Consider the following 21891-nt stretch of genomic DNA (forward strand, 5'->3'; position numbering starts at 1 on the left):
AAATATTGATTCAAAGCTTGTTAGTGCCCGTGCCTGCGGCAATAGTGTGTTACTTTTTAATAAAGAAGGAGAAATCACTACTTAGCTCAGAAGCTTAGCCTTTAAGGGTATCATCACTTAATTCTAATTGAAACAAAGCGTTAAGCGCAGTGATTACAAAGGTTCCATCGGTAGAACCACCGTCCAAACCAGTACCCATAAATATCTGTTTGTGTATAAAAGACATTAGAAGTTAAAAGTAAAATTGTAATTAAAAAATAAATTTGTTTCATTGTAGAAAATTGTAATTATTTAGTTTTATTGCTCGCTAACTGCCAGATAACAGTAATTGCCATAACTATTTATCTAGTAATTATTGTTAGTTGTTTACATTGGTTTTTTATGGCGGGAGCCATATACTAAAAATAGTAATAAAAAATAATTTTAAAATGGGGTGGCTGCACACAAGATGTGTATCTTTAATCTTTGTATGAAACAGCGTTCTAAATTGCCCTATATAGGTACCACTATTTTTACTACTATGAGTCAAATGGCCGCCGAATACCAAGCCATTAATTTATCACAAGGCTTTCCAGATTTTGCCTGTGATCCGGTGCTGATTGATTTGGTTACCAAGGCTATGAAACAGCAGTACAACCAATATGCGCCTATGCCTGGGGTATTGGCATTGCGAGAAGCGGTAGCTCAAAAAATTGAGGCGTGTTATGGGGCGCAGTACCACCCAGAAACTGAGGTGACCATTACCGCAGGTGCCTCGCAAGCTATTTATACAACCATCAGTACGTTTATTCAACCGGGTGATGAGGTGCTGTTGTTTAAACCCGCTTTTGATATTTACGAACCCGCTATAACAGTGGCAGGAGGTACACCCATAGCCATACAATTGGATGCGCCAAATTATACCATAGATTGGGAGGTAGTAAAAGTCAACATTTCTGCTAAGACCAAGATGATAATTATCAATACACCGCAGAACCCTACAGGAAGTATTTTAACAGCGGCAGATATGCAAATACTAGAGGCGCTTACTGAAAATACCGATATATTAGTGTTGAGTGATGAGGTGTATGAGCATATAATTTTTGACGGACACCAACACGAAAGTGCAAGTACCTATGCAGGTTTAAAAGAGCGCAGTATTGTAACGGCTTCTTTTGGTAAGACCTTTCATGTAACCGGTTGGAAAATGGGTTATTGTGTGGCGCCAGCATCGTTAATGGCAGAGATTAGAAAGGTACACCAGTACGATGTGTTTTGTGTGCACCATCCTACGCAAATTGCCTTGGCCGAATATTTAAAAGAGCCATCACATTACGAACAGCTAAATGCATTTTACCAAGAAAAGCGCGATCTGTTTTTAGATAGTATTAAAGGTTCGCGTTTTCGTTTTACACCTTCTGCGGGCACCTACTTTCAAAACTTAGATTATACGGCTATTTCAGACGAACACGATGTGGCTTTTGCAAAACGATTGGTAGAAGAATTTCGATTGGCAACCATTCCGATATCTGTATTTAATGTGGATGGTAGGAGTGATGGACTGCTGCGCTTTTGTTTTGCCAAAAAAGAGGATACGCTAAGACGTGCTGCTGAGGTGTTAAATAGGATATAGATTTTTATTCTGCATAAAAGGGTTTGCTCTTATTGGTAAACGAATTATAGTGAAGGGTGCTTAAAAAGAAAAAAGGTTAGCACCTTGCGTTTGCAATGCGCTAACCTTTTAATGTATTGTGACTTGTTGTTATTCTTTTTCTACAAAGTTTTCTTGCTTTGGTGTAACCAAAGTCATTTCGTCTATTAAATGTGAGGCACCAGCAAACTTGTCTATAACAAATAAGATGTAGCGAGCATCTACCATAATGTTTCTACAAATATCTGGATCGTAATTAATGTCGCTCATGGTACCTTCCCAAACACGATCAAAATTTAATCCGATTAAATTACCTTCGGCATCAATAGCAGGACTTCCTGAGTTACCACCAGTGGTATGATTGGTTCCGATAAAGCTTACAGGTAATTTACCATTTTTGTCGGCATAAGCTCCGTAGTCTTTAGCTTCGTATAACTCAATTAATTTAGCAGGAACATCAAACTCATAATCACCAGGAACGTATTTTTCTACCACACCATCTAAGTAAGTTACAGGGTTGTAATACACGCCATCTCTTGGGGCGTAACCTTGTACTTGTCCGTATGTTACTCTTAATGTACTATTGGCATCTGGATAATAACGCTCTTCTGGTAGCACCTCCATTAAGGCTTTCATATAGGTCTTTTGAACGGCCGCAATTTCGGTGTTCATTTCGCTATACTCTGGATTGATTTCGTTGTAAAACTCCTCAATAAACGGTTTTGCATACGCATAGGCTGCATCTTTGTTTAAGTATTTCAACACCTTGCCCATGCTATTATTTAATAGATTGAACGCTCCTTTTTTTGAGGTAAAAGCTGTGTTGTTGTAAATGCTTTCATCCACATTATCAGTATACATTGGCATAATGGCTTTGTATACATTACGATCTACAGTTATATTGTAGTTTTTATAGAACTTTTCAAGCGAGTGCATAAAGGCAACTTTGGCATTTTTAAATACTTTCTCGCCTTTGTCAGCAGCCAATTCTACTTTATACAATTTAAACATAAGATTGAGTAGCTCGTTGTTTCTATAGAACACTTCTAAAAAGCTGGCGCGTTTAATTGCTACAGGCTCATAGGCTGTATAGAACTCCTTAAAGTCTGTTAAGATGTTGCCATAGCTGTCTTGCAATTGCTGTCTTTCTACTTCAGCTAAGAACTTCTCTTCAAACTGTTGTTTTTTGGCAATGGCATGGCTCTTTTCGATCCCTTGATTTTCACCAATCCACTTTTTCCAAGAGTTGGCAATACGAGCTTGTTTAGATGCGTATTGAATTCTAATTTGATCGTCTTGCTTCATGTAATTGTTAATTACTTTTAAAGCAGCATCTCTATAAGCTATGTTATTCGGATTGATTTTTTGTGTGATTTGTGCTACGGCTACCGCAGGTAAATACTCGTTTGTTCTACCTGGAAAACCAAACACCATCGTAAAATCGCCTTCTTCTACACCATTTAAAGAAATAGGTAAGTGGTGTGCTGGCTTGTACGGCTTGTTATCTGTACTGTATTTTGCTGGTCGGTTTTGGCTATCTGCATAAATTCTGAATAATGAGAAATCACCAGTATGACGAGGCCATACCCAATTGTCTGTATCAGAACCAAACTTACCAATGCTACTTGGTGGCGCACCAACCAATCTAATGTCTTCAAAACGTTCGTATACAAATAAGAAGTATTGATTGCCTTTGTAAAAGGACTTTACTTTTGCTTTTTGCCAAGTAGGGATGTTAGCCATCTTAACTACCTTAGCCATATTTTGATCTACAATGATTTGTTTTTTCTTGGCAGATTTTACGTTTTCTGTACCTGCTAAAACTTGTGCCGTTACATCGTGAATGCTCTTGATGAAATCGATATACAATCCTTCATTCGGTAATTCTTCATCAAGACTCATAGCCCAAAAGCCATTTTTTAGATAATCATTTTCTAATGATGAATGTGATTGAATTTGACTAAATCCGCAATGGTGGTTGGTTAAAACCAAACCTTTAGGTGAAATAACTTCACTAGTACAGCCTCCGTTAAAATGGCCAATGGCATCTTTTAAACTCGAGTTATTCACATCATAAATGTCTTGGGCTGTTAATTTGCTGCCAAGGGCCTGCATTTCTTGTTCGTTCATCCCGCTTAAAAGCGAAGGAATCCACATACCGCCTTGTTGTGCAACCACTTGAAAAGAAATAAACAACAAAACAAATTTCAAAAACTTCATAAATCTCACTTTTTAAATCGGGCAAAGATAAAAAATTGTAATTTTAAATTATGAAAGAAGTACTCGAAATAGCTTGTATTCAGGCTGATATAGCTTGGGAGCAACCCGAAGCGAATCGAAATCATTACGAAACCTACTTTCAACAATTAGATAAAAACACCGATGTTGTGGTGTTACCCGAAATGTTTACCACTGGTTTTAGCATGAATCCATCGGCCAATGCAGAACCTATGTTTGGCACTACCATGCACTGGATGGAAACACACGCAACTGCTTTAGACGCTTTGATACTCGGTTCCTTAATCATAGAAGAAGAAGGACAGTATTATAACAGGTTGATTGCCATGTATCCGAATGGTACCGTGCGTTACTACGACAAGCGACATTTGTTTACTTTGGCAGGTGAGCATCTTGAATACACAAAAGGTGAGGAGCGATTGGAATTGAATTTTAGAGGGTGGAAAATTTGCCCATTAATCTGTTACGATTTGCGATTCCCAGTATGGTCTAGAAATACTCAAAATTTTGATGTGCTTTTGTATGTAGCGAATTGGCCAGCAAAACGATTGCAAGCTTGGGACGTTCTTTTAAAAGCGAGAGCCATTGAAAATATGTGTTATACCATTGGTGTGAATAGAGTAGGTGCCGATGCGAACAATTTAGATTATGTGGGACATACCCAGGTGATAGATGCTTTGGGTACTGCTATTGCCACTACAAAGGAAGGAGCGCAAGCTTTGCTGCAGTATTCTTTGAGTAAACCTTCTTTAAACAAGGTGAAGAGTGCCTTACAATTTTTAAACGACCGCGATTTCTTTACGATTGAATAATGTCTCTTTTAATTGTAAATTCTACTTCTTCTAATACTGTATCTATCTCTTTATCTTGAGGTGCCACTGGAGCATGTACCTTAAACTGGAGGTGCACTCCAAGTAGCATTGGAAAGCCTTTGTATTTTAAAAATTTATAGGAATTGTTTACCGTAATAGGAACAAGTACTGCAGATGGTGCATGTTTTAACATGGTCTTAAGACCGTTGGTAGAAAAGCGCTTAGGTACACCACCTCTACTACGCGTACCTTCTGGAAAAATTACCGCTGAATAGTTATTCTTTTCTATGTATTTGCCAAACTTCTTAAGTGTTTTTAGAGCATGAGCCGAGTTTTTACGATCAATTAAGGCGCTACCTCCATATTTTAAATTAAAGGAAACGCTTGGGATGCCTTTGCCCAATTCTTTTTTAGATACAAACTTAGGGTGATGAGCTCTTAAGAACCATATCATTGCAGGTATATCATTTAAGCTTTGATGGTTGGCTACAAATATGATTGGTGTATTTTCTGGTAAAGGTGAGGTGATTTTAAAACTCACGTTGGTACCTAAAATATGCAAAGCCCTTACTAGCCCAAGGTTTAGAATGGCTACACTTATTCTATGTGCGTTGTACCCTCCAATTTTTAGGCAAAGCCATTGTATAGGATGGAAGATCACCAGTAATAATGCAAAAACTATGTAATAGAATACTGATATTGGATACGATAATATTTTAAAGAAATACCCCATAAAAAATCCTGTCTAAAGACAGGATGTAATTATTAATTAAACCAGTTAGACCAAGGAATTCTACTTAAAACAAATAGCAAACCTAAGCCATAAAAAATGGCAATTGTTTTAAATTTTGCTGCGTCTTCTGTTTTCTTTTTGTGTTTCGACCAACCCACTGTAATACATGCTATTGCAATAAGCATCATTAACGGGTGCTCAACAGCTAAAAGTCTTGTTGCAGAATTTTTCATAACCTCACCACCATTGCTTGTTAAGGCAGAGAAATACGGACTCATAAAATACCAAATAAACCCAATTACCAATTGAATATGTGTAACGATAAGTGTGAATAAAGAAATGCGTAAATCTTTATCTGTAAAGTCGCGTTTACCTGTTAAACCTGTTACAGCATTAATTGTGGCAATGATTAAAAAGCCTAGGACTAAGTAGGCCCACCAAGAATGAATATTAAGCATCATAGTTATGAAAGTTTAGAATGTAAAAATACAATTTTTGGCATAAAAAAACCTCCTGAATTTTCAGGAGGTTTTGAAAATATAAGTTGATATTTTAGAATTCGAAACGTACAGTAAAGTTCCAAGTTCTACCGAATCCCCAATAGATACGGTTATCAGTTCTAATACCTTTGTATGTGTCGTCACCAGCTTCTGCATGTCTGTTAGTGTCAGATTCTGCCATGTACACTTCGTCAAATACATTATTTACATTTAATCTGAAGTTTAATACTTGTCTATCATCGTTAAATGGAATTCTATAGGTAGCACCAAAATCAACTAAATCGTAGCTTGGTAACTCTAAAGAACCTTGGTGATCTGGATCATCAAAATCAGTAGCATCAATTTCTGCGTATAAGTTGTTCGCATATCTCCAGCTACCATCAATAGTTAAACCATCCATAATTTGGAAATCTGCACCTAAACGCGCTGTAGTTTGTGCAGCATCACCAACTTTTACACCGTCTAAGTATAAAGTAACAGACTCTCCAATTGGGTTTTGATCATCGTCAAATGCTTGCGCAGTAACATCACCTTTGTACTCCCAATTACCTACAGAGAACATACCGGTTAAGCTCAATCTATCTGAAGCTCTAAATCTAGCGTCAAGCTCAATACCTGTGTGAACTTGCTCAATACCATAAAGGTTCGCGTTACCTTGAGTTCCATCATCAGCTGTTAAGCTAACAGACTCGAAACGATCTTGCCATGAAGTTCTATAGAAGTTCACATTTACATCAGCTCTACCATTGTGTAAGCCATAACCAGCTTCTAAACCAAATACTTTTTCGTTTTGTAAGTCAGGGTTTAAATCGTTACGGAAATTTAAATATACAGCATCAAAGAAAGGTTGTCTAGAGAAGTAACCAGAGTTCACAAATACATTGTGGTTCTCGTTAATCTTATAGTTTAAACCAGCTTTAATGTTCCCGCCAGTTCTGCTTTCTTTTTCAGAAGTTTGCTCATCTGGTGTGTAGTTAAAGTAATCTACTCTTTCATAGGTTTGCTGAGAAATAGCACCTTGAACAAAAGCAGAGAATTTATCTGAAGTATATTCTAATTGAGAGAATGCTCCTGCCCAACCAACATTACCATCGTTATAGTATTCGATTTTTTGTTGATCTTTAATGTTTACAAAAGGATTCCAGTTTGGTGTTACACCGTAGTACTCTGTAATCATTCTGTTAGGATTGTTGATGTCTCTGTTATCCATATAACCATCAGCTCCTAAATCAGAGTTTACTATTCTATAGTGAATCCCTTTGTATGTTCTTAAATCAACACCAGCATTAAAGCTTAAGTTCTCGTTAAATCTTGTGTTGTAGTTTGCAATTACCCCATACCAGTTATGAGAGTTCATAGAAGCTCTTCTTGTAAAACCGTTACTTCTATCGTTAATATATGGCTCTGATCTATCTGCACCAAAATCAGGTACACTTTCTCCCATGTTCCAAGCTCTAATATCTTCGAATCTGATTAAACCATTTGCATCTCTAAATTGTGGTCTCCAATCTTGAGCACCGTTAATTCTTCCAATTGGTCCAGATCCACCACCACGACCCCAAGAAGCATAAGCTGCAGTTGAGATGGATGATTCGTCAGATAGTTTCCATTCCCAGTTAACAGTCATAACTGGCTTGTGGTAGAAGTTACGTCTCCAAGTATACTCTTCACCATCTAAATAGCCCCACTGTGCGTTGTATTTTCTATTTGGGTAATCTTCAGAACCACCATAACGCTGGTAATTGTATATTTCAACTGCTCTGGAATTTTGGTTGTGCCATTGTGGAGCACCAGTGTAAATAAACTGTAAGCTGTGGTTGTCATTAATTTCGTAACCAATACCTAAGAAATAGTTATTTGCTAAAAATTTCGTTCCATCAATGTATCCATTACCTTGTGTTTGACTTAAAAGTAAAGAAACAGATAATCCGTTATCTAATTTACCCGTACTATAAGAACCTAACACTTTTAAGTATCCGTCATTACCCATAGAAGTAGAGAAAACTCCACCTTCTCTTGCGTTTGCCGTTTTAGTTACAACGTTAATTGTACCCCCTACAGAAGATACAGCTAATTTTGAAGAACCTAAACCTCTTTGAATTTGGATTGCCTGTGTTACATCTGATAAACCAGCCCAGTTAGACCAATAAACCCATCCGTTCTCCATATCGTTCACAGGAATACCGTTAATCATAACAGCCGTATTACGTTGATCGAAACCACGAACGTTAATTCTAGAATCACCAAAACCACCTCCAGATTTTGTAGCATATACAGAGGGTGTAGCATTTAAAATCTCAGGCAATTCTTGAGATCCTAATTTTGCTTGAATTTCATCTGCTCTTACAGTAGAAACTGCAATCGGTGTTTGACGGTCTTTTACGATGTCGGCAACTCCAACTACTACAATTTCATCTAAAGATTCGTTTGAAACTTCTAATACAATTTGACCTAAGTCAACTGTTTCTCCACTGGCAACAGTATAATCTAGTGTTACAGATTTGTAGCCAATAAATGATACTTGCACAGCACCACTTCCTGAAGCCACATCAATAGAGAAGGCTCCATTAAAATCTGTTGCAGCACCATCAGTAGTTCCTACTACTAACACATCCGCACCAGGTAAAGGTTGGTTTGTTTCGTCTAAAATAGTACCTGTTAATGTTTGACCGATTGCTACACTCGTAAAAAGCATACAAATAGTTACGTACAAAAAAGTAAGTTTTTTCATAAGAATTTTTAAGTTTAATTTTTGGCAAATATGCGACTTATTTACAAGTCGCTACTAAAGTAAATATTAAAAAATTAAGATAACTTTAGCATTTTATCAAAAATACGAATTATAGTAGAAAGGGTTGATATATAGCAAATTAGATGTTAACAGGTTTTAAACAGGCCTATTGACATCAAATTTTTTATGTTAATTTAACATTAAATTATTTGGCCGCATAGATTTTGTGCGCCAATTCCTTACCTAATTCAACTCCAAATTGATCGTAACTGTAGATATTCCAAACAATACCTTGAACAAAAATTTTATGTTCGTACATGGCAATTAAGCTACCTAAATTTTCAGGAGTGAGTTTTTTAATTAAGATGGTATTACTTGGTTTGTTACCTTCAAATACCTTAAATGGTAATAATTTTTCAATTTCATTGAATTTACCAGTTGTTTTTAAATCTAGGTGTGCTTCTTCTTTAGTTTTGCCCTCTGCTAAAGCCTGCGCTTGAGCAAAGTAATTTGCCATTAACTTATCATGATGTTCTTGATTGCCATACAGCGATTCTTCGAAACCAATAAAATCAGCAGGTATTAGTTTAGTGCCTTGATGCACTAATTGCATATAAGCGTGCTGTGAATTGGTACCAGCGCTTCCCCAAATAATGCTTCCTGTTTGATAGTCTACCCTATCTCCATTTCTGTCTACAGACTTCCCATTACTTTCCATGATTGCTTGTTGTAAGTATGCAGACAATTTATTTAAGTATTGGGTGTATGGCAATATTACCTCGGATTCTGAACCGTAGAAATTGTTATACCAAATACCAATCATACCTAATAGCACGGGAATATTGTTTTCGAATTCAGTATTTTTAAAGTGCTCATCCATTTCAAAAGCTCCCTTTAAAAGTTTGTGGAAATTTTCAAATCCAACTGCTAAACTGATTGATAGTCCAACTGTGCTCCATAAAGAGAAGCGACCACCAACCCAATTCCACATTGGAAAGATGTTTTCACTTGCAATACCAAAATTTGAAACCGCTTCAAGATTGGTAGAAACGGCAACAAAGTGTTTTGCAACAGCGCTTTCTTCTGAAGATTCTAAGAACCACTTTCTAATAGTTGTGGCGTTTGTAATAGTTTCTTGAGTGGTAAAAGTTTTAGAAACGATTACAAATAAAGATGTTTCTGGATTTAATGTTTTAATCACTTCTTGAACATGGTCTCCATCAATATTTGAAACAAAGTGAACATTTAAATGATTCTTATAGTATTTTAAGGCATCAACTACCATGTCCGGACCTAAATCAGATCCTCCAATACCAATATTAACAACATCTGTAATGCTTTTTCCTGTATGACCTTTCCAGTTTCCAGAAACTACTTTTTCTGTAAATACCTCAATCTTTTTTAAGGTTAATTGAACTTCTGGAACTATATTTTCACCATCCACATTTATTGCATCGTCAGACTGTGTTCTTAAAGCGGTATGTAACACAGCACGCCCTTCAGTTTCATTAATAATACCACCACCAAAATATTGGTTCATGGCATCTTTTAAATCTACCTGATTCGCTAAATCTACTAATAATGAAATCGTTTCGTCGGTAATTCTGTTTTTAGATAAATCTACCTTAAAGTCGTTAAAAGATTTGGTGAATTTTTCAGCTCGATCTTCTTGCTGATTAAATAAATCTCTTAAATGTGTTTTATTGGTTGCTTTATAATGTTGCGCTAATGTTTGCCAAGCTGCTGTTTCAGTTGGATTAATACTCTTAAGTGCCATGTTGTGTTGTTTTTGATTATTTATCGCGCCGCAATTTCTGAATAATCTTCAGGAAATTCTATTGCGTCGAGTTTTATTTTAATGTCTTCGATTGAATTGAGGTAGACAGGTTTGATTTCCTCTTTCATAGGCTTTGCGGCTGGAAGTTTTTCTTTTAGAGGATCTACTTGTCTGCCGTGTTTCCAAAATCGATAGCAAACATGTGGTCCACCAGTATTTCCTGTCATACCAACATACCCAATGATATCACCTTGTTGTACTACTTGCCCCACTTTAACTGCACGTCTACTCATATGGAGATATTGGGTGCTGTAGGTGCCATTATGCCTAATTTTCACATACTTTCCATTACCTCCGCGCTGTGTAGATTCTGTAACAGTACCGCTTGCAGTTGCAATAATTGGCGTTCCTACAGGGGCTGCAAAGTCGGTGCCTTTATGTGGTCTAACCTTGTTGCCGTAATAGGCTATTCTTCTTTTGAGGTTATACCTTGAAGAAATTCTATAGTTAAATTGAATTGGAGCTTTTAAGAATTGACGCCGTAAAACATTGGTGTTTTCATCGTAATAATCTTCAATCATTTTGGTGGAATCGGCTATAAATTTAAATGCATAAAATGGTTTGCCACCATGCTCAAAATAGGCTGCCTTTATTTGCTCTATTCCTGCAGAAATGGTGTCATCAATGTATCGTTCGTTATAGACAATTTTAAAGCGATCATTCTTTTGCAGTCTAAAGAAATCTATAGTCCAAGCGTAAATAGTGGATAGGTCGTTTGAAATAACAGGGCTCAAACCTTGACTGTCTAAAGCTTCTGAAAGTGAACTTGTAATTACTCCTGCAGCAGTTTTTTCAACTAATTTTACGGGTTTCTTTTTTCTATTTGCAAATACAGAGTCCTGTAAATGAACCACAGTGTATTCAATTTTATTGTGCTGATAAATAAAATATTGCGCTTGCTCAGTAGAATCTTTTTTTGCTAAAATGGTGTATGGTTTACCAGCTCTAATTCTTCTGACATCTAAAGTGTCTTTAATAGTTGCAGCAATTCGATATACATGAGCAGGTAGTATATGATTTCTATCTAAAATTTCACCAAAACTTTCTCCTCTTTGAATAGTATCTTTTACAACTTTAAAATTATCGAGATTAAAACCAAACTCAATTATAGGTTCTGGTTTTTTAAGTGTATCTTTTACAGTTGGCTTATCAGTATCCTCTCCACAAGACCACAACAACATCAAACTAATAAAAAGTGCAAAAAAGTTTTTAAACTGCATTAATTTTTACGGGTTTCTTAAGTGAGCAAAGGTAATTAATTATCTACAATTATTTTAAAAGGATGTGCCAAACCTTTAAATTCATCTAGGTCTGCTTTTAACGATCCAACAGCTAATTCTGCTTTGATTCGAATTGGTATTTTATTTTTATCTGCGGTAATCCACACGGTAAGACTTTCATCTTCTTTAAAAACGCGTCCAGATTGGACTAGCGGTCTAAATTTTAAGCATTTAATTTTTCCAAATTTTGTATTGATTTCGTCAACCCCCAAATATTTCAATCTAAAATCGAATGTTTCATAATCAAAAAACATATCTAATTGAATCTCATCGCCTTTTTCCATAGAAGATAGGTCGTGATTTCTGAGATAGTAGAATGAGGAAATCATATCTTGAACTTCACCAATTTCAAGCATTTTGGTTTTATTCTTTTTATGATCTTCAACAAAGGCTTCCCCATTTAGTTGGTCAAAATAGACATCTCTAGAAATGATGTAACCACCTTCGTTAACTCTACGTCTAAAATGATAAGGTAGCTGAGAATCTTGATAAAACTTTGTTTGATAGTTATCTTTAACTTCAAAGAAAAACTTAATCATGCCGACAGTCCAACCTTTACCAATAACATGAAATGCTGGTTTCCCTTCATCGTTTATTTCATTGATTTGCACACTGGCATATCCTGCATTTATAATTCCATAATGCATGCGATATTTTAAATATTCATCATTTTTGTATGCTGATTTATTTGGCTGCGCAGAACCAATAAGACTAATTAAGAAAATACAGGCAAATATTACTACGCGCATGTTGGATATTTTTATTTTGAATAGACACTACAGCTATTGTGCCAAAAATAATTATTGTACCTCGTTTTAACGTTAAGCTTATGTGAAAATTATAAACTTGTTAGGATTTTGCACGTCTCTAAATTCGTGCTTCCCCAATTGTCTAATTCTTCTTGTTTCCACAGATCTGGAAAGAAAATTCGGCGTTGGTATTTAGGGTGCATATATTTACGCCAATGGCTACCTCCAGTGGCTTCTAATTCTTTTTCTCCTGAACTTAAATATTTGCCCGCAGTTTCGTAGTGAGCCATTACCCACTTAACATTTACAGTATGATCGTAATGACGCATGGCGTTCACCAATTCTAAATTATTGCGCTCTTCTTTTGGTAATTCTTTAAAACGAGACCAAAGATTGGTATTGTTGTACTCTTTCATAAACCTGAGAAATCGCGACTTGTATTTTTTCTCAAATAATTTTAATAGCACTGTTTTTTCACCAGTTTTATGATCTTTACCTGCAGCTTGCCAATACAAGTGCTCAAACGCATTTTCATAAGGTGTATTTCGATCAATACCGTCTCTAAATCTGTAATCTATTAAGTTGATTAACTCTGTAGAGGCAAATTCAATCATTCTATACTGAGCGCTTTGAAATCCGCTTGCAGGAGTTAAGGTGTGTCTGAATTTTAAGTATTGCTCTGGTTCCATACCTTCACCCATAATATCGAAAGAAGTTGTAAGCATATCGAAATATCTGCTTATACGCCCTAATCTTGATGTAAAGAAGACGGTAGTTAAATCTTTTTTGCGAGACACCTGAGTCATTTCCCACAAAATCATTTTAAACAACAATTCATTGATTTGGTGGTACATTATAAAAACCTTTTCGTCTGGTAAGGTGGTTCTTTGCGCTTGCAAAGATAGCAGTGGGCCGGTTTGAATATAGTCCCAATAAGTTATGGGTTTACTATGAAGTAAACCCTCTAACATGGATGCTGTCGGAATGCCTAAATCGTCATACTTCTCGGATATGGCATTGAGCAAATCTTTTTCTTTCATTGCCAATTTTTAGTTTTGGCTTAGCTCAACAACTTCCTCTATTTGAGGAGCATATCTTTTTATGGTAGCTTCTACTCCGTTTTTGAGTGTCATTTGATTTACAGAACACCCAACACAAGCACCTTCTAATTGCACTGTAACTTTATTATTTACAATGTCTATTAAAGAAATATTTCCTCCGTCTGAAACCAAAAATGGTCTGATTTCGTCAAGGGCTAACTCAACTTTTTCTTTTAATTCTTGTGCATTCATAATCGTTATTTTTTAACGGCACTGCAACCACTCATTGTTGTAATTCTTACAACTTCGGTTGGCGGTAAATGTTCATTTCTTTTAATTAATTCGGCAGCCATATTTTTAGTAATTTCATTAAAAGTACTTTCTAATATGGTTCCTTCTTGCAGCGCCGCAGGACTGCCAAAATCCCCAGCCTCTCTAATACTTTGTACCAATGGTACTTCTCCTAAAAAGGCGGTATTTAAATCTGTTGCCAAATTCTTTGCGCCATCTTGCCCAAAGATATAATATTTATTTTCAGGAAGTTCAGCAGGAGTAAAGTAGCTCATGTTTTCAACAATACCCAATACAGGAACATTAATACTTTCTTGTTGGAACATGGCAACTCCTTTTTTAGCATCAGCCAAAGCAATATTTTGTGGTGTACTTACAATTATAGCTCCGGTTATAGGTAATGATTGTACGATTGATAAATGAATATCTCCAGTACCAGGAGGTAAATCAACAATTAAGAAATCTAATTCACCCCAAGCGGCATCAAAGATCATTTGATTTAACGCTTTTGAAGCCATTGGTCCGCGCCAAATAACAGCTTGATTTGGCTGCGTGAAAAAACCTAAAGATAAAATCTTAACGCCATAATTTTCTACGGGTAACATTTTAGAGCGTCCATCAACAGTAATTGCCTTCGGTCTTGCCGTTGCAACATCAAACATTAAATGTGTTGAGGGTCCATAAACATCGGCATCTAAAATACCAACGCTAAAGCCCATTTTAGATAAAGACACTGCCATATTCGCTGTTATGGTAGATTTACCAACACCGCCTTTACCAGAGGCAACAGCAATAATGTTTTTAATCCCTGGAATTTCTTTTCCTCTTAACTGATTTGTAGGTTTTTCTTGAGCAACTGCTTTTACATTGACTTTTACATCTGCTTTTGGGTGAACTTTTTCATGAATGATTTTCATGATATCAACTTCAACTCTTTTTCTAGCTTGTAAAGATGGGTTGCTAATTTCTATATCAACAACGACCTCTTTGTCGAAAATCACAATATTTTTCACAGCATTTCCTTCAATCAAATTCTTTCCTTCTCCTGGTGCTGTAATTAATTCTAGTGCTCCTAAAACATCTTGTTTTGTCATACTTACGTGTCCTAAATTAAAATGATTCTAGATTGCAAAAATACAGCTATTCATCAAATAATTAATGCTTGAAACAATATTATTAATAATGATACTTAAATGTGATTAGATACTATAATTCTTTTGAGGGGTCCCAGAAAACTTCATTAAAATTTTGAATCTGTAAATCTTTTACAACGATGCCCTCGCTTTCTAAAAGCTGCTGCATTAAGTTGGTTCCATCAAAATGGTGTTTGCCTGTAAGAACTCCCTCTCTATTTACAACGCGATGTGCTGGTACTGTATCGTCATTATGAGATGCATTCATCGCCCAGCCAACCATACGTGCTGATCTTGCGGCTCCTAGATATTTGGCAATAGCTCCGTAACTAGTCACCTTACCATAGGGTATTATTCTGGCGATATCGTATACTTTTTGAAAGAAATTTTGGTTAGAAGGTTTCATTAGATAAAATTACAAAATCAATTAGTAATTCAATCTGAACTTAATATAAGTTATTGCTTTACCCGTTTCTAAATATTGACTCTCATAAAAAGTTTGCGTATTGATAACTTCTTTAGGTGAATGCGCATTATTATAGACGTTGTGATGTGCATATAAAACTTCATGACCTTCTCCATGCAATAGGCCTAAAGTGTAACCATGCATAAACTCGCTATCTGTTTTTAAATTAACAATACCATCTGGTTTTAATACTTGATGGTATTTTTTAAGAAAGTCTTGATTGGTAAGTCTGTGTTTTGTTCTTGTATATTTAATCTGTGGATCTGGAAAAGTAATCCAAATTTCATCAACCTCATGTTTGTCAAAACACAAATCTATAAGCTCAATTTGTGTTCTTAAAAAAGCAACATTATACATGTTGTCTTCTAAAGCTGTTTTAGCTCCGCGCCAAAAACGTGCTCCTTTTATATCTACACCTATAAAGTTTTTGTCCGGATTTTTCTCAGCCAAGTCTAAAGTGTACTCACCTTTACCACAGCCTAATTCAAGAATAATTGGGTTATTGTTGCCAAAGTGTTTGTGCCATTTACCTTTTAAGGTAAAGCCGTTTAATACTTCTTCTCTTGTCGGTTGAATTACATTGTCGAAAGTTTCGTTTTCTCGAAACCGTTTCAGCTTATTCTTACTTCCCACAACCCACTAAAATTAAATTGAAATTTGATGCTCGAACCGAGTTTTACTCAGCACCTTCATTTTTGAATATCTTCAATTGACCCATCCAATAAACGAATGCTACAGCAGTAATAATAACAAAAATCCAGCTTATAGAATTTTGTAACCACCAATTGTCGGAAAAACGAATGGCATCAAGTGGTTTAAATGCAACATTTGTGAAAAAATCGCCTATAGCTCTAAAAATATTGTTTGCAATCATTTTGAAATATATTTACTTTGCAAATGTATAAAAAGTAAGAATGATTGCCAATTTTTTTAGTAAAACAAAACCAATTCATGCCGTATTAGTAGGTGGGTTGTTTTTGTTTTTTTTTGTATTGGCAATATTGGTTGTAGAACGACCAGTTTTTAGTTGGAATTTTTTCTTTGAAAAGTTGGGACTATCAATCGCCTTTTTATGCCTGTTTTTTGTTGTTCGGTTTATCAATAGAAAAAATAACTTAACTGATCAGAACTCTTATGTTTTGTTAGTTTTGGCTTTGCTATTTGCAACATATCCTGCAACCATGCAGTACTCTAATGTGTTTGTCGCCCATTTTCTTTTATTGTTAGCCTTTCGCCGTATTTATAGTTTAAGGACTTTTAAAAGTATTAAACAGAAATTATTTGATGCGGGATTTTGGATAGGGATTGCAACTGTATTCTTTAATTGGAGTATCTTGTTTTTTCTGCTTATTCCTGTTGCAACAATTGTTTATAAAAAGCAATCTATAAGACACTTTATTATACCAATAGTTGGATTTGTTACACCATTCTTTTTGTTATTCACCTATTATTATTGGATAGACAATGCAACGCTGATGTATCAATTTTTTTATTTTGAAATTGGTTTTAGTTTAATAGCTTTTGTGCAACCTGCTTATATGATCGCCGCTATAACAATTTCTGCGCTATTGATTATTGGAATTGTTGTGGTATCATTTAGAATAAATAGTCAGTCTAATGAATTTGGGCAATCATGGCTTTTGCTATTGGTTCATTTTGTCTTGGCGTGGGTTGTACTATTATTGAGTGCAAACAAAGAAGGAACTGAAGTTGTGGTAATTTTTTTACCGGCCACATTTATTTTAGCGAATCTTTTACAGCAAATTCCTGGTAAAGTTTTGAAGGAGGTGATGATATTTGGAATGCTAGCATTGGCGATGCATGTTTATCTTACAGCTTAGAGCCATAAGCTAAATCGCCAGCGTCACCAAGACCAGGTACTATGTAACCTTTCGAATTTAGGGAGGGGTCTATTGCTGCAATCCAAAGTTCAGTATTTTCAGGGAGGGATTTTTCTATGTGTTCTATGCCTTCTGTCGCCCCAATAACGGCCAATACATGTAGTTTTTCTGGAGTTCCATTTTGCAATAGAGCATCGTATGTACTTACCAAACTTCTTCCAGTGGCTAGCATTGGGTCTGCTAGTATTAAGGTTTTATTTGTAAATATAGGAGCAGCCAGATACTCTACTTTTATTTCAAAATTTTCAGTATCTAAATGATGTCTGTAAGCAGATATAAATGCATTCTCAGCCTGATCAAAATAACTGAGAATTCCATTATGAAGTGGTAAGCCAGCTCTCAGAATGGAACATATCACAATATTTTGCTGAAGTACATTCATAGATTTAACTCCAAGAGGCGTTGTGATTTCTGAGGGAACTGTTGGTAAAACTTTACTTAGTTCATAACTTAAGATCTCACCAATACGCTCGATGTTTCTGCGAAATCGCATTTGATCTTTTTGAATGTTTACCGATCTAATTTCAGAAATAAAATTTTGAAGTACAGAATTGTCAGCTCCTAAGTGATGAACTTTCATAGTCATTGATTTGAAACAAATATAATTTTTTAAATCGTAATGATATGGCAAATAAGTATCATCTTTGTATTTAAAATTTGTTTTATGAACTCTAGGCTTTTTGCATTATTAGCTGCATTTATTGCAACGTTTATTTACGGCATAAATTATACGATTGCAAAAGACGTTATGCCAAGCTATGTGAAGCCTTATGGGTTTATCATTATTCGTATTTTAGGAGCTCTACCTTTCTTTGTTATCGCTAGTTTGTTTCATAAATGGGAAAAAGTAGCACGAACAGATTACAAATTCATTGTTTTGGCTGCCGTTTTTGGAGCATCACTTAATATGCTCTCCTTTTTTAAGGGGTTAGATTATACAACACCAATTAATGCCTCTGTAATTATGGTAATGGTACCTATAATTGTTTTTGGATTGTCTGTATTATTTTTAAAAGAGAGACTGATTAAACATCGAGTTGCAGGAGTGATTATTGGGTTAATTGGGGCCATTGTTTTAATCACGTATGGTAAATCAACTGGTCAGAACGCACCAGATATATTATTGGGTAATCTTTTAATATTTTGTAATGCCACGCTTTATGCGTTCTATTTGATAGTTGTTAAAAAACTATTGGCTAAATACCATCCGTTGAGTTTTGTAGTGCAAATTTATTTTGTAGGATTCATAGTGGTATTGCCATTTGGTGCAAATGAGTTTTTGGCAATAGAATGGGGCACAATTCCAGAATCTATTTTATACAAAATATTATTTGTGGTAATTGGCACTACATTTCTGACATACATACTCAATTTATTCGCTCTTATAAAACTAAAACCAACTACCGTAAGTTCTTTTGTATATCTACAACCTGTAATAGCAACAGTATATGCGCTTGTTTTAAAAAGTGATGAATTGAGTACTGTTAAGATTGTTGCTGCTGGTTTTATTTTTTTAGGCGTATTCTTGGTGAGTAAACCTGTTAAGAAATCCGCGTAATCTGTTCATTAAAAAGAGTATCTTTGCATAATTTTATTATTTGCTGATGATACAATCAATGACTGGGTATGGTAAAGAAGAACTACAGTTGCCAACCAAAAAAGTAACCATAGAAATTAAATCGCTGAATAGCAAAAATCTTGATTTGAACGTACGTGTTCCTTCCTATTACAAAGAGATGGAAATGAGTGTGCGTAAAAAGATTGCTAAAACTTTAGAAAGGGGTAAAGTAGAGTTTGCTATGTATGTTGAAACTATTGGTCAAAATATTTCATCAGAAATAAATAAAGAGGCGCTTAGAGCTTATATGAGCCAATTAAAAGATGTGACAAATGCATCAGAATTGGAGTTGTTACAAATGGCGATTAAATTACCAGATACATTACAAAATAAGCGAGAGGAATTGAATCAAGAAGAATGGAGTAAGATAGACGCTGCGATTTCAACCTCATTAGAAAAAATTAGAAATTATCGGATTGATGAAGGTAAAGCGCTTGAAGAAGACTTTGTAAAACGCATTGAGTTAATAAGTGAAAATCTTGAAGCTGTAATGGGATTAGACAGGGACAGAATTGAAAATATTAAAGCAAAATTAGTACGTGCTATAGAAGAACTTGGTACCAAAGTAGACGAGAATAGATTTGAGCAAGAATTGATTTATTACCTTGAAAAATTAGATATTACAGAAGAGAAAGTACGCTTAAAAAACCACTTGTCTTATTTCTTACAAGAGTTAGGTACAGCAAAATCTAATGGTAAAAAATTAGGTTTTATTTCTCAAGAAATAGGTAGGGAAATCAACACCATTGGTTCTAAAGCAAATTATGCACCTATGCAAAAGTTGGTAGTTCAAATGAAAGATGAGCTTGAAAAAATTAAAGAGCAAAACTTAAATGTACTTTAATTATGAATGGTAAGTTAATCGTATTTTCAGCGCCATCTGGCTCGGGTAAGACAACTATTGTAAGACATTTATTAGGTCAAAAAGACTTGAATCTAGAGTTTTCTATTTCTGCTACATCTAGAGAAAAAAGAGGTCAAGAAGTGCATGGTAAGGATTATTATTTTATGAATGCAGATGAGTTTAAAAGTCATATCAAGTCTGAAGACTTTTTGGAGTGGGAAGAGGTGTATCGCGATAATTTTTACGGTACGCTAAAAACAGAGGTAGAACGTATTTGGTCTCAAGGGAAACATGTAATTTTTGATATTGATGTTTCCGGTGGATTGCGTATTAAACGTAAATTTCCAAAAGAGACTTTGGCTATATTTGTGAAGCCTCCAAGTATTGATGAGTTAAAAATTCGATTAAAGAAGCGTCAAACAGAATCTGAGGATAAAATTAATATGAGAGTTGCTAAAGCAAGTGCAGAATTGGCAACGGCCCCTCTGTTTGATGAAATTGTATTAAACGAAGATTTAGACGAAGCAAAGGCAGAGGCTCAAAAACTAGTTAAAGATTTTATAGCGTCTTAATCATGAAAATAGGGTTGTACTTCGGAAGTTTTAACCCAGTGCATATTGGGCATCTAATTATAGCCAATTACATGGTGATTCATTCTGATTTAGATGAAATATGGTTTGTGGTTAGCCCGCATAATCCTCATAAGAAAAAGAGTTCTTTATTGGCAGATCACCATAGGTTAAGATTGGTAGAATTGGCTGTAGAACCTTATGGCTATTTGAAAGCTTCTAATATAGAATTCAAATTGTCGCAACCTTCATATACCTCTCATACCTTAGCGCATATTGAAGAAAAATACCCGAACAATCAATTTGGTTTAATTATGGGAGAAGATAACTTAAATAGCTTCCATAAATGGAAAAATTATGAGGTGATTCTTGAGAATCATCAGATTTATGTATATCCGAGAATAGCTGATGGAAAAGCATTGCCGGAACTTTTACAACATAATCACGTGCATAAAATCAATGCTCCTATAGTAGAGATTGCAGCTACCTATATTCGAAAAAGTATTGAAAAGCAATTAGATGTGCGTCCGCTTTTACCGCCAGATGTTTGGCAATATATAGACGAGATGAATTTTTACAAAAATTAACGCTACTATGCAATTAGGCGTACTATTTCGCCCGAAAATACGTTGTATATTTGCTTAGAATTATGGCCCAAAAAAAAGATAAGAAGAGACCCCTTAAAAAGAAGCTAACCTATAAGTATAGGATGGTTGTTTTAAACGAAGATACCTTCGAAGAGAAAATATCGTTTAAATTGAGTAGGCTAAATGTGTATGTGCTTGGAGGTTTGATTTCAATCTTATTAATAGTTGCTACCACAGTATTAATTTCTACTACACCTTTGAAAGAGTATATTCCAGGTTATACTGCGGTTGGTTTAAAAAAGAAAACAACAGATTTAATTTTAAAAATTGACTCACTAGAAAGAGTTATGAAAGTGAATGAGCAGTATATTAATAATGTTCAAGAAGCCTTAACTGGGGATGTTGGCACTTTTGAGTTTGATATAGATTCTGTGCTTGAAACCGTACGTAGTGATTTTGACAATGAAGCTTTAGCGGCCTCAAAAGCAGATTCGCTTTTTAGACTGGAAGTTGATAGGTCAGATCAGTTTAGCTTTTTTGATGAGGCTCAAAAAGATGTGAGGGTGGTGTTTTTTGCTCCAATTACAGGTACCATTACTGCTGGATATAATATTGATGAAAAGCACTTTGCCGTAGATGTAGCTGTTGAAACTGGAACTCCAGTTAAGGCAGCAGCAGATGGTACAGTTATATTTGCAGAATGGACAGCTGCCACAGGACATGTTATAATTTTAGAACATACCAAAGGCTTTATTTCTATATACAAGCACAATGGAGCTTTGCATAAAACGCAAGGAGATTTGGTAAAATCTGGAGAGGTAATTGCAAGTTCCGGCTCCACAGGCGAACTTACTACAGGACCCCATTTACATTTTGAATTATGGAGTGATGGATACCCTGTAGATCCTATTAATTTTATTGACTTTGAATAG

Annotated in this window: 23 protein-coding genes; 8 read left to right on the forward strand and 15 right to left on the reverse strand. The window is 35.3% G+C overall.

The genetic code is table 11. The features are described 5' to 3' along the window. Window positions 1-94: 94 nt before the first annotated feature. Window positions 95-226, reverse strand: coding sequence for a GHMP family kinase ATP-binding protein (locus ACYQ5R_RS06840; RefSeq protein ID WP_460190176.1), 132 nt, complete (start codon window positions 224-226; stop codon window positions 95-97). A gap of 243 nt (window positions 227-469) precedes the next feature. Between ACYQ5R_RS06840 and ACYQ5R_RS06845 the strand changes: the two genes are divergently transcribed. Next, entirely contained in the window at window positions 470-1612 is a 1143-nt protein-coding gene (locus tag ACYQ5R_RS06845; protein ID WP_460190177.1) for a methionine aminotransferase, read from the forward strand. Window positions 1613-1741: 129 nt separating this feature from the next. Here ACYQ5R_RS06845 and ACYQ5R_RS06850 read toward each other — a convergent pair whose 3' ends face one another. Next, entirely contained in the window at window positions 1742-3850 is a 2109-nt protein-coding gene (locus tag ACYQ5R_RS06850; RefSeq protein ID WP_460190178.1) for a S46 family peptidase, read from the reverse strand. Window positions 3851-3900: 50 nt separating this feature from the next. On the opposite strand from ACYQ5R_RS06850, the gene ACYQ5R_RS06855 reads away from it, so the two are divergent. Next, the gene (locus ACYQ5R_RS06855) at window positions 3901-4680 is read left to right on the forward strand and encodes an amidohydrolase (protein ID WP_460190179.1); all 780 of its coding nucleotides are present in this window, start codon (window positions 3901-3903) and stop codon (window positions 4678-4680) included. On the opposite strand, the gene ACYQ5R_RS06860 is transcribed toward ACYQ5R_RS06855, so the two are convergent. From ACYQ5R_RS06860 to ACYQ5R_RS06915, 12 genes are all read right to left on the reverse strand, one after another. Continuing rightward, entirely contained in the window at window positions 4667-5413 is a 747-nt protein-coding gene (locus tag ACYQ5R_RS06860) for a lysophospholipid acyltransferase family protein (RefSeq protein ID WP_460190180.1), read from the reverse strand. The two genes, ACYQ5R_RS06855 and ACYQ5R_RS06860, sit on opposite strands and share 14 nt — an antisense overlap. Before the next feature lie 32 nt (window positions 5414-5445). Further along, the gene (locus ACYQ5R_RS06865; protein ID WP_460190502.1) at window positions 5446-5871 is read right to left on the reverse strand and encodes a hypothetical protein; all 426 of its coding nucleotides are present in this window, start codon (window positions 5869-5871) and stop codon (window positions 5446-5448) included. Window positions 5872-5965: 94 nt separating this feature from the next. Next, window positions 5966-8644 (reverse strand): TonB-dependent receptor, encoded by a 2679-nt coding sequence (locus tag ACYQ5R_RS06870; RefSeq protein ID WP_460190181.1) that lies wholly within the window; start codon window positions 8642-8644, stop codon window positions 5966-5968. Window positions 8645-8849: 205 nt separating this feature from the next. After that, entirely contained in the window at window positions 8850-10421 is a 1572-nt protein-coding gene (gene pgi / locus ACYQ5R_RS06875; protein WP_460190182.1) for a glucose-6-phosphate isomerase, read from the reverse strand. A 20-nt stretch (window positions 10422-10441) separates the two neighbouring features. After that, window positions 10442-11701, reverse strand: coding sequence for a peptidoglycan DD-metalloendopeptidase family protein (locus ACYQ5R_RS06880; protein ID WP_460190183.1), 1260 nt, complete (start codon window positions 11699-11701; stop codon window positions 10442-10444). A gap of 35 nt (window positions 11702-11736) precedes the next feature. Beyond that, a complete protein-coding gene (locus tag ACYQ5R_RS06885) occupies window positions 11737-12510 on the reverse strand; it encodes a DUF3108 domain-containing protein (RefSeq protein WP_460190184.1) in 774 nt (257 codons plus the stop codon). Window positions 12511-12599: 89 nt separating this feature from the next. Continuing rightward, window positions 12600-13550, reverse strand: a complete 951-nt coding sequence (locus tag ACYQ5R_RS06890; protein WP_460190185.1) for a tryptophan 2,3-dioxygenase family protein — start codon at window positions 13548-13550, stop codon at window positions 12600-12602. Between the two features lie 9 nt (window positions 13551-13559). Further along, window positions 13560-13802 (reverse strand): NifU family protein, encoded by a 243-nt coding sequence (locus ACYQ5R_RS06895; protein ID WP_460190186.1) that lies wholly within the window; start codon window positions 13800-13802, stop codon window positions 13560-13562. Window positions 13803-13807: 5 nt separating this feature from the next. Then, window positions 13808-14935, reverse strand: a complete 1128-nt coding sequence (locus tag ACYQ5R_RS06900; protein WP_460190187.1) for an Mrp/NBP35 family ATP-binding protein — start codon at window positions 14933-14935, stop codon at window positions 13808-13810. Window positions 14936-15047: 112 nt separating this feature from the next. After that, complete coding sequence (locus ACYQ5R_RS06905; protein WP_460190188.1) at window positions 15048-15380, reverse strand: MGMT family protein; 333 nt, start codon at window positions 15378-15380, stop codon at window positions 15048-15050. Between the two features lie 21 nt (window positions 15381-15401). Further along, the gene (gene trmB, locus ACYQ5R_RS06910) at window positions 15402-16073 is read right to left on the reverse strand and encodes a tRNA (guanosine(46)-N7)-methyltransferase TrmB (protein ID WP_460190189.1); all 672 of its coding nucleotides are present in this window, start codon (window positions 16071-16073) and stop codon (window positions 15402-15404) included. A 43-nt stretch (window positions 16074-16116) separates the two neighbouring features. After that, window positions 16117-16314, reverse strand: a complete 198-nt coding sequence (locus tag ACYQ5R_RS06915) for a DUF6341 family protein (RefSeq protein WP_460190190.1) — start codon at window positions 16312-16314, stop codon at window positions 16117-16119. A 40-nt stretch (window positions 16315-16354) separates the two neighbouring features. Here ACYQ5R_RS06915 and ACYQ5R_RS06920 point away from each other — a divergent pair, with 40 nt between their 5' ends. Continuing rightward, window positions 16355-17281, forward strand: a complete 927-nt coding sequence (locus ACYQ5R_RS06920) for a DUF6427 family protein (RefSeq protein WP_460190191.1) — start codon at window positions 16355-16357, stop codon at window positions 17279-17281. On the opposite strand, the gene upp is transcribed toward ACYQ5R_RS06920, so the two are convergent. After that, window positions 17271-17921 carry a uracil phosphoribosyltransferase gene (upp, locus tag ACYQ5R_RS06925; protein WP_460190192.1) on the reverse strand — a complete coding sequence of 217 codons (651 nt, stop codon included), beginning with the start codon at window positions 17919-17921 and terminating at the stop codon, window positions 17271-17273. The two genes, ACYQ5R_RS06920 and upp, sit on opposite strands and share 11 nt — an antisense overlap. 84 nt (window positions 17922-18005) lie before the next feature. Between upp and ACYQ5R_RS06930 the strand changes: the two genes are divergently transcribed. The 5 genes from ACYQ5R_RS06930 (at window position 18006) to ACYQ5R_RS06950 (ending at window position 21891) form a co-directional block, all read left to right on the forward strand. Continuing rightward, window positions 18006-18899: a DMT family transporter gene (locus ACYQ5R_RS06930; protein WP_460190193.1), complete on the forward strand. Its 894-nt coding sequence runs from the start codon at window positions 18006-18008 to the stop codon at window positions 18897-18899. Between the two features lie 46 nt (window positions 18900-18945). Next, window positions 18946-19803, forward strand: a complete 858-nt coding sequence (locus ACYQ5R_RS06935) for a YicC/YloC family endoribonuclease (protein WP_460190194.1) — start codon at window positions 18946-18948, stop codon at window positions 19801-19803. Beyond that, window positions 19803-20375, forward strand: coding sequence for a guanylate kinase (gene gmk / locus ACYQ5R_RS06940; protein WP_460190503.1), 573 nt, complete (start codon window positions 19803-19805; stop codon window positions 20373-20375). The genes ACYQ5R_RS06935 and gmk overlap by 1 nt, the downstream gene beginning before the upstream one ends. A gap of 2 nt (window positions 20376-20377) precedes the next feature. After that, complete coding sequence (gene nadD, locus ACYQ5R_RS06945; RefSeq protein ID WP_460190195.1) at window positions 20378-20959, forward strand: nicotinate (nicotinamide) nucleotide adenylyltransferase; 582 nt, start codon at window positions 20378-20380, stop codon at window positions 20957-20959. Between the two features lie 62 nt (window positions 20960-21021). Further along, a complete protein-coding gene (locus ACYQ5R_RS06950; protein WP_460190196.1) occupies window positions 21022-21891 on the forward strand; it encodes a M23 family metallopeptidase in 870 nt (289 codons plus the stop codon).

The sequence above is a fragment of the Urechidicola sp. KH5 genome, from assembly GCF_054661455.1.

What these genes read in the sequence shown, in the direction of transcription:
- ACYQ5R_RS06905 (WP_460190188.1), bottom strand. Translation starts at nt 15,380, where the DNA reads ATGAAACCTTCTAACCAAAATTTCTTTCAAAAAGTATACGATATCGCC.
- ACYQ5R_RS06915 (WP_460190190.1), bottom strand. Translation starts at nt 16,314, where the DNA reads ATGATTGCAAACAATATTTTTAGAGCTATAGGCGATTTTTTCACAAAT.
- ACYQ5R_RS06870 (WP_460190181.1), bottom strand. Translation starts at nt 8,644, where the DNA reads ATGAAAAAACTTACTTTTTTGTACGTAACTATTTGTATGCTTTTTACG.
- ACYQ5R_RS06930 (WP_460190193.1), top strand. Translation starts at nt 18,006, where the DNA reads ATGAACTCTAGGCTTTTTGCATTATTAGCTGCATTTATTGCAACGTTT.
- ACYQ5R_RS06850 (WP_460190178.1), bottom strand. Translation starts at nt 3,850, where the DNA reads ATGAAGTTTTTGAAATTTGTTTTGTTGTTTATTTCTTTTCAAGTGGTT.
- ACYQ5R_RS06950 (WP_460190196.1), top strand. Translation starts at nt 21,022, where the DNA reads ATGGCCCAAAAAAAAGATAAGAAGAGACCCCTTAAAAAGAAGCTAACC.
- ACYQ5R_RS06895 (WP_460190186.1), bottom strand. Translation starts at nt 13,802, where the DNA reads ATGAATGCACAAGAATTAAAAGAAAAAGTTGAGTTAGCCCTTGACGAA.
- ACYQ5R_RS06920 (WP_460190191.1), top strand. Translation starts at nt 16,355, where the DNA reads ATGATTGCCAATTTTTTTAGTAAAACAAAACCAATTCATGCCGTATTA.
- ACYQ5R_RS06840 (WP_460190176.1), bottom strand. Translation starts at nt 226, where the DNA reads ATGTCTTTTATACACAAACAGATATTTATGGGTACTGGTTTGGACGGT.
- ACYQ5R_RS06845 (WP_460190177.1), top strand. Translation starts at nt 470, where the DNA reads ATGAAACAGCGTTCTAAATTGCCCTATATAGGTACCACTATTTTTACT.
- ACYQ5R_RS06865 (WP_460190502.1), bottom strand. Translation starts at nt 5,871, where the DNA reads ATGCTTAATATTCATTCTTGGTGGGCCTACTTAGTCCTAGGCTTTTTA.
- pgi (WP_460190182.1), bottom strand. Translation starts at nt 10,421, where the DNA reads ATGGCACTTAAGAGTATTAATCCAACTGAAACAGCAGCTTGGCAAACA.
- ACYQ5R_RS06855 (WP_460190179.1), top strand. Translation starts at nt 3,901, where the DNA reads ATGAAAGAAGTACTCGAAATAGCTTGTATTCAGGCTGATATAGCTTGG.
- ACYQ5R_RS06890 (WP_460190185.1), bottom strand. Translation starts at nt 13,550, where the DNA reads ATGAAAGAAAAAGATTTGCTCAATGCCATATCCGAGAAGTATGACGAT.
- ACYQ5R_RS06900 (WP_460190187.1), bottom strand. Translation starts at nt 14,935, where the DNA reads ATGACAAAACAAGATGTTTTAGGAGCACTAGAATTAATTACAGCACCA.
- upp (WP_460190192.1), bottom strand. Translation starts at nt 17,921, where the DNA reads ATGAAAGTTCATCACTTAGGAGCTGACAATTCTGTACTTCAAAATTTT.
- nadD (WP_460190195.1), top strand. Translation starts at nt 20,378, where the DNA reads ATGAAAATAGGGTTGTACTTCGGAAGTTTTAACCCAGTGCATATTGGG.
- ACYQ5R_RS06860 (WP_460190180.1), bottom strand. Translation starts at nt 5,413, where the DNA reads ATGGGGTATTTCTTTAAAATATTATCGTATCCAATATCAGTATTCTAT.
- ACYQ5R_RS06880 (WP_460190183.1), bottom strand. Translation starts at nt 11,701, where the DNA reads ATGCAGTTTAAAAACTTTTTTGCACTTTTTATTAGTTTGATGTTGTTG.
- ACYQ5R_RS06935 (WP_460190194.1), top strand. Translation starts at nt 18,946, where the DNA reads ATGATACAATCAATGACTGGGTATGGTAAAGAAGAACTACAGTTGCCA.
- ACYQ5R_RS06885 (WP_460190184.1), bottom strand. Translation starts at nt 12,510, where the DNA reads ATGCGCGTAGTAATATTTGCCTGTATTTTCTTAATTAGTCTTATTGGT.